This window comes from Paenibacillus sp. IHBB 3054 (assembly GCF_051594305.1).
GTDB lineage: Bacteria > Bacillota > Bacilli > Paenibacillales > Paenibacillaceae > Paenibacillus_AQ.
In genome coordinates this window covers 1-12,526 of the sequence record NZ_JBOFBG010000067.1, presented here as the reverse complement: position 1 = coordinate 12,526, position 12,526 = coordinate 1, and the positions used below count along the sequence as shown (strand labels likewise).

At 35.3% G+C, this 12,526-nt stretch carries 16 protein-coding genes and 1 pseudogene; all 17 read left to right on the top strand.

Annotated elements, in window-relative coordinates:
- Nucleotides 1-249 precede the first annotated feature (249 nt).
- On the top strand, nt 250-900 hold the full coding sequence (locus ACQ76X_RS34970; RefSeq protein WP_438498476.1) for an SMI1/KNR4 family protein: 651 nt from the start codon (nt 250-252) through the stop codon (nt 898-900).
- Nucleotides 901-1,205: 305 nt separating this feature from the next.
- A complete protein-coding gene (locus tag ACQ76X_RS34965; protein ID WP_438498474.1) occupies nt 1,206-1,565 on the top strand; it encodes a hypothetical protein in 360 nt (119 codons plus the stop codon).
- A gap of 131 nt (nt 1,566-1,696) precedes the next feature.
- Nucleotides 1,697-2,176: a DUF6985 domain-containing protein gene (locus tag ACQ76X_RS34960; protein WP_438498472.1), complete on the top strand. Its 480-nt coding sequence runs from the start codon at nt 1,697-1,699 to the stop codon at nt 2,174-2,176.
- Nucleotides 2,177-2,603: 427 nt separating this feature from the next.
- Nucleotides 2,604-4,958, top strand: coding sequence for a M13-type metalloendopeptidase (locus ACQ76X_RS34955; protein WP_438498471.1), 2,355 nt, complete (start codon nt 2,604-2,606; stop codon nt 4,956-4,958).
- 236 nt (nt 4,959-5,194) lie between these two features.
- Nucleotides 5,195-5,365 (top strand): hypothetical protein, encoded by a 171-nt coding sequence (locus ACQ76X_RS34950; protein WP_438498470.1) that lies wholly within the window; start codon nt 5,195-5,197, stop codon nt 5,363-5,365.
- A gap of 160 nt (nt 5,366-5,525) precedes the next feature.
- Nucleotides 5,526-6,116, top strand: coding sequence for a CbrC family protein (locus tag ACQ76X_RS34945; protein WP_438498468.1), 591 nt, complete (start codon nt 5,526-5,528; stop codon nt 6,114-6,116).
- Nucleotides 6,117-6,222: 106 nt separating this feature from the next.
- Nucleotides 6,223-7,017, top strand: coding sequence for an Imm47 family immunity protein (imm47, locus tag ACQ76X_RS34940; RefSeq protein ID WP_438498477.1), 795 nt, complete (start codon nt 6,223-6,225; stop codon nt 7,015-7,017).
- A gap of 413 nt (nt 7,018-7,430) precedes the next feature.
- Nucleotides 7,431-7,740, top strand: a pseudogene (locus ACQ76X_RS34935) (tetratricopeptide repeat protein).
- A 10-nt stretch (nt 7,741-7,750) separates the two neighbouring features.
- Complete coding sequence (locus tag ACQ76X_RS34930; protein WP_438498466.1) at nt 7,751-7,924, top strand: hypothetical protein; 174 nt, start codon at nt 7,751-7,753, stop codon at nt 7,922-7,924.
- Nucleotides 7,925-7,965: 41 nt separating this feature from the next.
- Nucleotides 7,966-8,595 (top strand): hypothetical protein, encoded by a 630-nt coding sequence (locus ACQ76X_RS34925; RefSeq protein ID WP_438498464.1) that lies wholly within the window; start codon nt 7,966-7,968, stop codon nt 8,593-8,595.
- Nucleotides 8,596-8,627: 32 nt separating this feature from the next.
- Entirely contained in the window at nt 8,628-9,092 is a 465-nt protein-coding gene (locus tag ACQ76X_RS34920) for an SMI1/KNR4 family protein (protein ID WP_438498463.1), read from the top strand.
- A 75-nt stretch (nt 9,093-9,167) separates the two neighbouring features.
- Nucleotides 9,168-9,326: a hypothetical protein gene (locus ACQ76X_RS34915; RefSeq protein ID WP_438498461.1), complete on the top strand. Its 159-nt coding sequence runs from the start codon at nt 9,168-9,170 to the stop codon at nt 9,324-9,326.
- A 36-nt stretch (nt 9,327-9,362) separates the two neighbouring features.
- Nucleotides 9,363-9,929, top strand: a complete 567-nt coding sequence (locus ACQ76X_RS34910) for a hypothetical protein (RefSeq protein ID WP_438498459.1) — start codon at nt 9,363-9,365, stop codon at nt 9,927-9,929.
- A complete protein-coding gene (locus ACQ76X_RS34905; protein ID WP_438498457.1) occupies nt 9,926-10,393 on the top strand; it encodes a DUF6985 domain-containing protein in 468 nt (155 codons plus the stop codon). The genes ACQ76X_RS34910 and ACQ76X_RS34905 overlap by 4 nt, the downstream gene beginning before the upstream one ends.
- Nucleotides 10,394-10,645: 252 nt before the next feature.
- A complete protein-coding gene (locus ACQ76X_RS34900) occupies nt 10,646-11,074 on the top strand; it encodes a hypothetical protein (protein ID WP_438498455.1) in 429 nt (142 codons plus the stop codon).
- A gap of 197 nt (nt 11,075-11,271) precedes the next feature.
- Nucleotides 11,272-11,775: a hypothetical protein gene (locus ACQ76X_RS34895; protein ID WP_438498453.1), complete on the top strand. Its 504-nt coding sequence runs from the start codon at nt 11,272-11,274 to the stop codon at nt 11,773-11,775.
- 36 nt (nt 11,776-11,811) lie between these two features.
- On the top strand, nt 11,812-12,249 hold the full coding sequence (imm48, locus tag ACQ76X_RS34890) for an Imm48 family immunity protein (protein ID WP_438498452.1): 438 nt from the start codon (nt 11,812-11,814) through the stop codon (nt 12,247-12,249).
- Nucleotides 12,250-12,526 lie beyond the last annotated feature (277 nt).

Sequence of the window (12,526 nt, the reverse complement as noted above, 5' to 3'; positions counted from 1 at the left end):
ACTCAAAATGACTTCACGAAATTAAGTGAGACTTTTTCAGAGTTTTTGATAAAGAAATATAATGGTGAACTTCCGCGTTATTAACAGATATTGAAATGAATTTTATAGCACTCTGAGTATTGACCCTGATATTTGACAGGTATGTGCATGCGTATGCAAATTTTGGTTACCTCCAGTTTCTAACTTTTAGTTGTAATGAGGGTAGTTGGGGGAAGCATACAGATTCTTTGTTGGACTAGGAGGCTTTAAATGATAAATCTACAATCTTTATCAACTTTTAATCTTTATCCTGCAGTTGATGAAAATGAAATCAACAGGATCGAGATAGAAATAGGTTTCAAATTCCCCAAAGTATTTAGGGATCTCCTAAAGTTAACTAACGGCTTTGAAACAAAAGAAGGTGTCATAATTTTTGGTACTGATGTTATTTTTGAAAGAAATCAAACATATGAGGTTTCAGAATACGCTCAGGGTTATTTAGCTATAGGGAGTAACGGCGGAGGCAAGTTCTACTTGATGTCATCAAATGAGGACTCTACTGAATTAATACAGGTAGATGCAGGAGTTATGAATCCAGAATTTTCTTCAATGGTCAGTCAGGATTTTATAAAATGGATAAATAATGGGGCAATTAACATTGATTTATTAGATGAAGAGGACGAGGAGAATTGCGGTCAGCTTTGTGATCTTATTCTAGTAAATCCACTTAGGGGTGGGGCTACTGATCTGAAAAAAATACAAGAGGTCTTTAATATAAAAAAGGGGCTATTTGATTTATTGAAGGGTTCGAAACAACTTCCTTTTGTTTTAATGAAAGACATTCCAATTAATCTAGCTAATAAAAATTTAAAAGAGTTGGGCGAACTTAGTGAATTATTGAAAATATCAAATGTTAACTGAAAACATGTGTTGTGCGACTATTTCTATATAAAAGCATCCCTATTAATATAGGCGGGGCTACTCAGTGCCGAATGTCCCTATCATTCAAATAATACTCGTATTAATTCTCCATTTTGGTTGTACGCACATAATAGATTTATCGTTTATACAGGCTATAATTTTCATACATAAATAAGGCTATTTCGTTCCCGAATCTGGAATAATCTTGACGAGAAGTTGAGAAGGGGCTTAGTCTAAAACCTAGAGATAAAACACTACCACCGTCTAAGGGACGAGTAATAATAATTAGGAAAGGGAAAAGAACAGTGGTTTCAATAGCTGAATTAATAAAAGAACTTGAAAATGATACAATCCAAAACGAAGATTTAATTGTTTGTATGGAGGCTTACAGTTATAGAGTTGTTGTTAGGGCGATGTTTAAAGCGATAGAAAGAAATTATTGTAATCAAAGAATAGTTGATAGATTAGCTGAACTCAGTGAACTGTTGAAAGACAATAAATTTCTTGGGCCATGGCAAATGGGACACGTTGCTTTAGCAACGTTAGCACTTTTAGACAATGAAGATGCCAAGGATAAATTCAATGAACTTTTTGAGAGTCTAAGTGATAATGATAAATTTCTAGTAGATAACTTTATTAAATCAGAATCATATGAAGCATTGTGAAATGCTTTAATTTTATAACCTAAATAACGCTTTTCCGTTACCATGATTGGTCTGTTTTTCGTTACCTTCGTTTTATCTCGGTTTCTTCAAATATATCTCAACTATTAAGTAAAAGTTAGGAGAATGACATAATGGCGAGCCTTAACCATGAATTATTTGGTGGAATTACATACGATTTATACTGGAGTGGAAAACAGAAGGTAAAGATCTTTGGAGAAGAGAGAAGCGTTATTTTAAGTATTGATGGAAACGAAGAAGGTGAATTTCAAGGTGCTCAAAAAGAAGCGTATATTAATTTTGTTGGTAATATGGAAAATATGATAATGAAAATAGAGGATGCAATCTTTGACTATTATCAAGAAAGTTATGTGGAGTATAGAGATATGGTGGGGGAGGATGTAGCTGACAAGATTGCTCCAATTATAGAAAATAAAGAAGAAATGGGCAAATTAGTTGAACCTACTCAATTGATTATAAGAAAAGTACGTAAGAATGGATTTAGAAGAATTGGTTTGCTTTTTAATTGCACTTGGGAAATAGAACATGGGCTTGCCGTGAAAATTGAGGATGAAGAAATAGTTGAGGTAGGTTTCCAGGATATAGTTCTATAATCTGGGGCTATCCAGTGCCGAATGAACATATTTCATACCCTAAATAACTTAAAACTGGTACATTTATTAGAAATTAAGAGATTAGGATATGCGGTAGGGAGGGGCATTCTATGCTTCGAAGAGAGACTTGATGACAAGTTACTACTAGATGTATTGATGGAATTTGCGCTGGATGATTATTCAATGGGTGCTTCAATTACGGCTGGATATCCCACTTTACTGAAGACTTACTTCGTGGGATAGAAGATGATTTATTGGCTTTAACGAAGCAATATAGTTACCAGCCCAAGCCTGTTGATTAATCCCAATATGTAACTTAATGCTGACATATAGCAAATTGAAACTTCAGAACAAACACCACGTAATAACAAAATGATATATGAAGATAATACCAATTAGATTTTATTTTATCCGAGGAGGGGAAGCTTTGAAGAAATTATTAGCATTTATGTTGTCTTCATCCTTGATACTTACTTCACTAGCGCCACATGCACTAGCTAAGGATGAGAAAGCAGCAATGACACGGGAAGAGGTTGTTGCTTATTTATTAAATGTTGCAGATGATTATAACCCTGGCTTGAAGAAAGAAGACATTTTGAAGGGGGATGCTCAAGGCAAAACCAAAGATGGTGAGTATGTCTCTCGTACCGAAGCATTAATTATGCTAAGTAGAGCATTCTCAAACCTACCGAAGCCGCAAGGAAACGATTTGCGTAGCTTAAATACAGCGTCTTCCTTTAGTGACATCCCAGTGTGGGCACAAGATGAGATGACTAAAATTGCTGCGACAGGTATCGTTAACGGTTATACGGATGGCAAACTTGGAGCTAAGGATCAAGTTACACTTGAACAATTAACTGCACTAGTTAAACGAATGGTAGCGTTAAAGGGGACAAATCCTCGTGATGATTATTATGAGTTTGTAAATAAAAAGTGGCTGAATGCATCTACCATTGATGCTGGAGAAATGAGCAATGGTGCATTTAACGAATTGGATAAACAAAATCAAGAACGAATTAAAAATATACTGCAAGAAGTTGTGAAGGACACACATGCTAAAGGATCAGTGGAACAGAAAATTGCAGATTTTTATACGAATGCACAAGATATGAAGCATCGTAATGCTTTGGGAATTAAGCCAATTGCACCTTATATTGCATCCTTGAATCAAGCTTCTACAATCCAGGAGCTAATGAATGTAGGCTTGAAGATGGAGAAAGAGCTCGGCTTTGGCTCTATTTTATCATTTGGTATCATGGCAGATGCTAAAAAAAGTGACATTAATGCATTATATTATGCAGGCGTAGGCTTGATTTTAGACAAGACGAGTTATGTTTCTAACAATGCTCAAGCAAAACAAGTGTATGTCTCGTATTTGAGCAAGTTATACCAGCTTGTTGGTGACAGCAAGGAAGCTGCCGAGAAAAAGGCAAACTCATTGTATGAGTTTGAGAAGCAAATAGCAGCAGCAACGATGGACATTCAAGACCAAAATGATGTAAATAAATATTATAATTCATATACGATCCAAGACTTTGATGCGCTCTTTCCTTCACTGGATATGGCTGATTATTTGAAGCATCTACAGCTTGGTTCCGTAGATAAATTAATTGTAATGGACAAGGGGCAAGCCAATAAGCTTTCACAATTAATGACTGATGAGCATGTGCAAGATTTTAGAAACTATATGCAAGCGATTTGGCTTATTAATACCAGTAACATATTAAGTGAAGAGTTGCAACAAGCGTCGTTGGATTTCCAAGCTAATCTATTTGGTATTCAAGGCCAAAAAACACAAGATGAAATTGCAATTCAATTAACACAAAGTGTAATGAGTGATTACTTAGGTCAAATGTTTGCAAAACGCCATTTTACAGCTGAAGCGAAGCAAGACGTGGAAAAAATGGTGAAGGAATTTATTGCGGTGTATAAGGAGCGTATTAAGGCGCTGGACTGGATGTCTGAAGCCACTAAAGCTAAAGCTATGCTGAAGCTAGATAAAATGACCTACAAGATCGGTTATCCTGATAAATGGGATGACAGCTTTAAAGACGTACCCATTGTATCCATTAAAGAGGGTGGATCATTATTTGATAACTTTGTAGCTATTTGCAAAGCATCATGGAAAACACAAGTAGCAACATTGGGTCAACCTGTGGATGAAAGTAAATGGCAAATGAGTGTTTACAATGTTAACGCCTATTACAACGCACTCAATAATGAAATTGTATTCCCAGCAGGTATTCTTCAAGCACCCTTTTATGATATTAATGCGAAGCGGGAAACAAATTTAGGTGCAATTGGTATGGTGATTGCCCATGAAATCAGCCATGCGTTTGATAATCTCGGCTCTTCCTATGATGAAAATGGAAATGCTGTAAACTGGTGGACACCTGAGGACTATAAGAAGTTCCAAGAAAAAACGGAGCGAGTGATTTCTTATTATAACGGACTGGAAGTCATTCCTGGTGTATATAATAACGGTAGCTTGACTGTGAGCGAAAATATTGCAGATCTTGGTGGTATGGCCGCCTCCTTGCAAGTATTGTCTCAAACGAAAAATGCGGATTACAAAGCTTACTTTGAAGGATATGCAACGATTTGGCGTACAACAATGAGTAAGGAAGTGGTTGCTTATCTTTCTAGCAATGACACACATTCCGCTAACAAGATTCGTGTGAATCGTACAGTTGCCAGCTTTAAAGAATTTTATGATACCTATGGAATTACAGAAAAAGATACGATGTATGTAGCGCCAGAGCAGCGTGTGAGTATCTGGTAGAGTATAACTTGGCTCAAACTTGATAGACTCTCCAAAGCTCTTTCCCACTTGAACCATGAGTAGGAATGAGCTTTTTACATACCCAAAATCAAAGAAGGATGAAACAAATGGCAAAACGTGTACAGGTTGTGACAGCAGAATTGAAGAAATAGCAACCAGTGCAGAAAGCAGAAAAGAAGGTACGGTCTATAGCACAGGCCCGCGCATTATACGAGTTAATTTAATGAGCTTGAAAAATGAAAGGAGTGAGAACATTTATTTTGTTTCATTTTTATGCGATTAAGCTGCGTAGGGTGTATGAACAAATTGATCCTGTAGCAATGAAAGAAGCTGAAGGGTATTGGTCAAATCTAATAGAAGACTATGAAACTGAATGGAGCAGCCATTATATCACAAACAAAGTATGATTAAATAACAAGTGTGGAATCATGAACATACTACTTATGACTGGAACTAAAATTCACTACAATAGTAGCTCCACGTACCCATGCTGAAATACTAGATGTCACGTATCATGGATTCAATGGATTTAAGCGCTTATATAATAGGGAGGAGCACAAGTGAATTATGTCAAAAGATAACTTACCTTTCTTTCGATTACAGCCGAATGCTTATATTAATGGAATTTTTGAAAAGGTTTCTACGAAAATATGTTCAATTTGCAAACAAGAAACTGAATACATTTATGCTGGCCCCTTTTACTTAATTGAGGATGTACATGAGATGTGTCCTTGGTGTATTCATAATGGAACTGCTGCTACTAAGTACAAGGGAGTTTTCCAAGCTGCTGTAGAGTATAATGGTGGGCTACTTTCTGTCACTTACAATGATCAAAATAAAGATTTTATGTATTTCTTAGACTACGATGAAATTCCTAAAGTTATTGATAAAGAATTAGATGAATTGTTGTTTCGCACACCAGGTTATGTGTCATGGCAGGAGTCTCAGTGGTTATCTGAAGATAATGAGTTGTACGCCTTTATTGAATATCTTGATTTACATAAATTAAGTGAGATCAGAGCGCAGTTAGGAGATGCGATAATTCAAGCTGAAGCCAAATATGGTGTCTCATTAGATGATTCAGCAGAAGATATAGGTATATATCTTTTTAGATCTTTAAAAGATGAAAAGTACAAATTACATATTGATTTCACTTGAAAATCTATGCCACGCCGTCGGAACACAGGATACACAAACTAAAAGCGACGGTGCAACTATGAAAGATGGATACTGGACGAAGGGGAAAATAAAAGGGTGGTGGAAAATGGCGAACTATATGCACCTTATGAATAGCAGTTGGTACGGTGAAATATCAAATTCCAATATTTCGGATATTAAAGAAAGTATTTTACGTTCAAAGACGGAACAAGATGTTATACTCCAACTCGTGGAGCTTTTTAAGTTAGGAGATTTTACGCAAAAAGCACTCTTAATTCACTTGTTAAATCATTCTGAAGATGAAGCAGTATTAAATCTTTGCATTCGGATTTTTTGCTCAATTTGTACGCATGAAGATTTAAGAGACTCGAACAATCTTCTGTTTTTAGAAAATGCTACAGAAGATGTGGTTCATACATTTGCGTCAGCGGCAGTTACAACGCTTTCTCTCGAAGTTGTTCCATATCTATTAGCATTACTTGAAGATTGGGATGAAATTAATGATCCGTCGATCATTATAAGGGATTCGATAGATGCTTTTATTGAATTTGAAGAGCATTTAGGTGATGGTGCAGCCGTGGAAGAGATTGGTCATTTTTATTTGGAGTACATTAACAGTTGTAACTCGGAAAAGTATTACTATAATCAAAAAATTGCATTTATTGGTAATTTAACAAAAAAATTAATTGAAAGAGTTCTGATTGCCGCTAATACCGGACAGCGTCTTGAAATGGAGTTAGTTCCATCCTTACTATCGATTTGGTCTGGGGAGAAAGTGCCAGGCGATTACTACACAGTAATAAATGTAGACAACTATAAAGGTTTTATTAATTATGTCAAAGGACTGTCAAAGAAAAACTGGGAGAAGGGACAAAAGTATTTTTACGGACTTAAAGTATAATATACAGTTATAAGACACCCTCTGTGATAACATGATGTGAAATAACCCGTGATAGAATGAGGGTTACCCAGTGCCAAATGAACTCATCATTCAACCAACAACACATATAACCTATACCCTAAATAACAATAGCGTTATGATGAACAGGTCGATTATGGTAAACTACCACCAGGATTGACCTGTTTTTTGTTGTCTTATATGGAATTTGAGAAATTTATGGAAAATAGTGTTCTCTAGATCAAGCAGACCTGACTCATCTAGCTGACGTTGTCTCGTGGTGGGGCAATACGGGGAGATATTATGGTACAAAGTCCCCAGAAGTTAGGGAATGGATGCTTAACTCCGATAATTATGTAATAGAACATTATAGTTTGAACTGATCTGCAGGTTCGAAGTTAACTGAAAAAGGACAAATTATTAAAGCTATCGAGAGTTATACTGCCGCTCTGGAACTGGTTCCGTTACCGAAGAACAACTGGGAAACAAGCACATGGATTTATACAGCACTATGAAATGGCCAAAAGTAATTTTTATAATGCTTTAAACTGTCCAGATGGGATTTCAAATCCATTTATTTTACTGAGACTTGGAGAGAGTTTATTCGAGTGTGGGGAGCTTGCTAAAGCTAAGGACTATCTGTTAAGAGCTTACATGTTAGAAGGATACAAAATTTATTTTAGTGAAGATGATAAGTATTTTGAAATGATTAAAGATATGATTTGAGGAGGTTAATATGGCTACTTTGCAATCATCAATCAATGAAAAGTTTGAAAGGCTTGTGTATGAAAGTAATAAACAATTTAATTATGGAAATCATGAATATTCTATTTCTTTGTTAGTTTTCAGCATCGCCAATAGGAAATCAGAAGGTAGATCAGAGCAAATGAAAATGACCTATTCCGGATAATAGAATTGGATGTCGATTTGAATATTATAGGAGTAAGATAAATGAGAGTATGCTTTAATGAGGATTTAGAGAAAAAAGAGAATCTATCATTGAATAAAAAATATTTAGTTTATTCTGTGGAAACCAGTATAAATGGCGAGGGATTTTTCAGAGTAGAAAATGATGTCAAGCAAGTTGTGCCTTATTCAATCTCTTTATTTAAAGTTGTATCCGATAAAGTGAACTCTGATTGGATATTGTGGAACAAGCCCAATAATAGCTCAGCTTTATTGCCGAAGCAATTTGCTTATCTAAGCTTTTGGGAGGATTATTATAATGATGAATTAGAGGCTTTGAGTATATTTAATTTGGTTAAGGAACAGCTATTTCAGGAAGAATTAGAAGAGAATGAGGTGCGTGAGATTTTTGAAATAGAGAATGAGGATGAGATTACATTCGTTCTTAATGTTCTCTTTAAGACAAAAGACAATAGATTCATTAATCAAGCGATTCAATATGTAAAAACAAAATTGGGAAAAAATTATGGAATAGATGATACTACACTACTTGCATTTCAATATCTGAGTCTATTCAATCAAAGTGAAGTAGAAGATTATTTCCTTTATTATTTGACTAACATTGAGTTAGGAAACGACCGATTAACTGCAGTAGTAAATGAATATTTTAGCTAAAAAGTAAATGACTCTAATGAGGGTGAAACATTTTGAAATATTTAAATGAGTTAGTCTCACAATTTAGAATTGATAAAATTCCTATGAGTCCTTGTACAAACGAAGATTTAATTAATGTGAGAAAAATGATTAGCGATCAAATATTACCGATGGCTTATATTGAATTTCTTGAAACAATGGGAAACGGCACTGATCATACTTTTTTGCGTGGTGAATCATGTTTTATGGATGAATTGTTAGCGTTAAATGAAGGGGGGGCAGAATTGTTAGAAGAAAACAATGTACCTCTAAAACTTACTTCAAACGATTTTGTATTTTGGATGAGTCAAGGTTGTATGTTTTGCTTCTTTAAATTAGATGAAGGGGAAAATCCACCTGTCTACTTTTACTCAGAAGGTAAAAAGAAGGATGGCTTTTATAAGATTACAGATACTTTCACAGAATTCTTGCAACGCAGGTATATTAAAGATAGGTATGTATTTCAAAAAAAAGAATAAGAAAAGATCTTGAATAAAGAAATAACCAATACTCATTTAAAGATTTCGTCATTTTGTATAAAGTTGGAGGAAAGTATGGTGTATTTAAATAATGACGAAGTTGGTTTAAAAAGAGATTTATACGAACAATCAAAACCTGGGGTGATTGATACTTCAGCGGTAAGCCCTAATTGGTTTACTTTTACGGATCATGAATGGGAAGCATTACAAAAGGATTTCTTTAAAAAGTCTTAGCGAGTTCAACTAGCACAGAAAATTGGAGGGAGTTTAATGTTTATAAAAAATGACGAAAGCATCAATGCGAAGTTTCTTTATAGAAAGCCTGTAGTTATTGGGGTATTGGACGATAGTGATAATGATTTCAATGATATGAGCTGGATGGTGGATAACTCGTGGGAATTGTTAAAAGTGAAATTTTCAGAAAGTACTTTTCAGGAGTTAGTTGTAGGGTTGGTGGAAATATTTATAGGTGGACAACCAAACTACTCAACACTGGGTGAAATGTTCGGTAATGATACAAAGGTGGAGGGGGATGTTGAGAAAGTAGTATATAAAATAAGCAATATTGAAAGAAATTCAAATGATATTATAAGAGTCGAGATGTACCTAGACCCTATAAATCGAAATATTAAAGACCTATTTTTATATGTTCAGGAAGGGTCAGATAAGTTAAAACTTAAAGAAATACTTAGCGAAAAATATGAGGGCGTATCCATTGAATTAAATAGCGAGTTTATTATTACAGGTAAGGATTACAGAATCATCATCGGCGGCACAACAAAGGCATTTGAACCTGGAGAATTTGCCAATAAACAAAAAGGGAAGATTTTAAAATGAAAATAAACGATCCGGTTTTTGGTGAACTTGAGTATAACTATGTTTGGGCTAAGGATACCACGATTCATTTTTTTGGAAAAGAAACTGAGATTGCATTGATGATCAATGGTGAAGAAGATGACAAGTTTGATGAAGATCAATATACGGCATATCAATCATTAATGCAAAACTGGCAGCAATTGCAGCAAAGCTTCTTGCAACCCATTTTAGACTATTACCAACAAAAACGATATGAACTGGGTTATGATATTGGATTTAATGAGTATTATCCCTTAGTTGAAACAACGGGCCAACTTCTTGAGATGATTACTTTGGTTGGAATTGTTGTTTCATATGCAGGGATTTATGAAGGCCGAGATATCGGAATACTTTTTGATTGTACATGGGATATAGAGAATGGAGTGGGAATTCGTTTATTGAATGAAAAAGTAACTGAAGTAGGTTATCAGGATGTTGCGATTTGAATAACTTATCATATGATACGAGAGAAATACTGATACAAGCAGGCTGGAACCCAATAATAAGGTTGATTTAACCGAGACAGTAAAGTTTTTAGAAGCAATGGGGTATCAAGTATTTGATTCAGTGATTTAGAAAACCAGAAGAGGTATAACGCCAAGAACAGATAGACTTGTGTCAAAGGTGGTTTGATAAGTTATGAAGAACGGAATATACAGCAATTTAGTTGAGGAGTTATTCAATTCTCTAATTCTATTATGGATTTCCCGAAAACAGCGAGAGCCCAAAATATCGTTATAATTAATCAATATGAAGAGGCCAAAAGGCTAGCCATTACTGAAGTTTTTGGTGAAGATGAATATACTTGGTCTGATATAAGACAACTTGAAATGGGAAAAGTTAAGGGGAAGTTATATAAATTAGATTCTTCCCAAAAACCTAGGGGTCTGGATGAATTAACTGGATTAATAGCGGATGGTCTTAGAAGACAAATAACTGGCCCCTATCACGATTTTTTTGAAACTGTTGTAGTGGACTTGAGAAACTGCGCAATCAATCGTGCAATAAACGGTGAAGTTGAAAATTTTTATGAACAAGTTTTTAGAATCTATAAAGCTGGTGGTTTTCCATGTGGGTGGGATGGTGATTATCCAGACGAAGGCAGACTTATTGCTTACTTTGCCTAAACTTGACCAAGATAGATTTCCAAATTTATTTTCTGAGGATTAATACATAGTATCGCAGGCCAAAATTTAGCCTGGCAGACTTACTCCACTCGGAATTTGAGGTGAGGTAAGTCTTTTTTTGCAAAGCGTATCAAGCGGACCACTTTCACAGACAGAAAACTCTTAATAATATTGATGGAAAGCGGGTTTAATCCCAAATGAAAGAGATAATAGTTAGTCAAGAGTTATTAAACGAGTTTGAGAATATTCAGTGGTTTACAAATTGCGGTAAACTAGCAGAAATAGATTTACTATGTTCGGTACAACAAGTTGATGGGTGGGAGAAAGCAGAGGGATTTGACGAAAAAGATGAATGGGAGGAGGTAATATCAAAGAGTAGGGATAATCTTGCAGATTTTATTATGAGGAAATTAGGATATAGTGTTAGGAATTTCAATTCAATTGTTGCTGCAGTAAGAGAGTCACAACAGTATAAAACAGCCATAGCTAAACTTTATGATAGTGTTGAAGAGCAGAATATAAAAGAAGAGTTCGGTGATACATTAAGTTGGTTATTGCTTAATGCAGGAATTGAACGTGCGTTTGCCGGGTTTAAAGGCTGTCCAAAATTTTTTAGCGAAATGCTAGAAGTTCTCAAACTCGGGCACTGTCCATGTGGATGGAAGGGAAGATGGCCCAAAGGTACGCTATACATCTACTAAACACTTATTTAGACACTCGATGATAGGAGATAGATAATGACAGACTTTTTAAACCCGCATGAATTTGAAGGATTAAAAGTAAATCACGCATCACGTGAACTAAGACTTTTTTTAACTGAACTATTTGAACTCATCGGAATTAGATTTGAAGATACATCTGAGCTTGAGAGGCAGGTTATCGCAGCATTTTGTTTTGGTGCACTAAATGCCATTGTTCAAAGGGACGAGTTAAACCAACCACAGGCTCATGCTCTTATAGTAGCATTACTAATTAACGAGTTTAAATACAGTGAAAAACAAGCAGTTGATTTTGCTGAGGATTTAATTCATGCAACACATAAAGAATATCATCCTGTAATGAATGCAATAATTCATAGAGGAATAGATGGCCACTATCAGTATGAAAAAAATATGCTTGATAATTTGAGTCATAATATACTAGAGGTTATTAATACAGTAAAAAAGAAAGCATAAAAAATGCTTCAATCATAATAGAGGGAGGGGGATTTTGGAACTGTAGGAGCGGTAGCGACCGCCTTTGTCACCGGATTTCCACCGCATATGGCGGTTTAAATCAAGAAATCTGGGGACAACAGCGGCCGGAAGTCCAAATATTCACCGTAGTTACGTCCTGCCAAAATGGGGGAATCTAAAATTCAATTTACTAAAGTACATAATCAGTGACTTACTATAATGCTACATAGAAACTAGACAGCAAAAAAGGAGATCCTTAGTTGTGCCAACACCGAGA

Excerpts from the sequence above, each read along its gene's own strand:
- ACQ76X_RS34970 (WP_438498476.1), top strand. The coding sequence starts at position 250 with ATGATAAATCTACAATCTTTATCAACTTTTAATCTTTATCCTGCAGTT.
- ACQ76X_RS34960 (WP_438498472.1), top strand. The coding sequence starts at position 1,697 with ATGGCGAGCCTTAACCATGAATTATTTGGTGGAATTACATACGATTTA.
- ACQ76X_RS34950 (WP_438498470.1), top strand. The coding sequence starts at position 5,195 with ATGAAAGGAGTGAGAACATTTATTTTGTTTCATTTTTATGCGATTAAG.
- ACQ76X_RS34945 (WP_438498468.1), top strand. The coding sequence starts at position 5,526 with ATGTCAAAAGATAACTTACCTTTCTTTCGATTACAGCCGAATGCTTAT.
- imm47 (WP_438498477.1), top strand. The coding sequence starts at position 6,223 with ATGGCGAACTATATGCACCTTATGAATAGCAGTTGGTACGGTGAAATA.
- ACQ76X_RS34930 (WP_438498466.1), top strand. The coding sequence starts at position 7,751 with ATGGCTACTTTGCAATCATCAATCAATGAAAAGTTTGAAAGGCTTGTG.
- ACQ76X_RS34925 (WP_438498464.1), top strand. The coding sequence starts at position 7,966 with ATGAGAGTATGCTTTAATGAGGATTTAGAGAAAAAAGAGAATCTATCA.
- ACQ76X_RS34915 (WP_438498461.1), top strand. The coding sequence starts at position 9,168 with ATGGTGTATTTAAATAATGACGAAGTTGGTTTAAAAAGAGATTTATAC.
- ACQ76X_RS34910 (WP_438498459.1), top strand. The coding sequence starts at position 9,363 with ATGTTTATAAAAAATGACGAAAGCATCAATGCGAAGTTTCTTTATAGA.
- ACQ76X_RS34905 (WP_438498457.1), top strand. The coding sequence starts at position 9,926 with ATGAAAATAAACGATCCGGTTTTTGGTGAACTTGAGTATAACTATGTT.
- ACQ76X_RS34900 (WP_438498455.1), top strand. The coding sequence starts at position 10,646 with ATGGATTTCCCGAAAACAGCGAGAGCCCAAAATATCGTTATAATTAAT.
- ACQ76X_RS34895 (WP_438498453.1), top strand. The coding sequence starts at position 11,272 with ATGAAAGAGATAATAGTTAGTCAAGAGTTATTAAACGAGTTTGAGAAT.
- imm48 (WP_438498452.1), top strand. The coding sequence starts at position 11,812 with ATGACAGACTTTTTAAACCCGCATGAATTTGAAGGATTAAAAGTAAAT.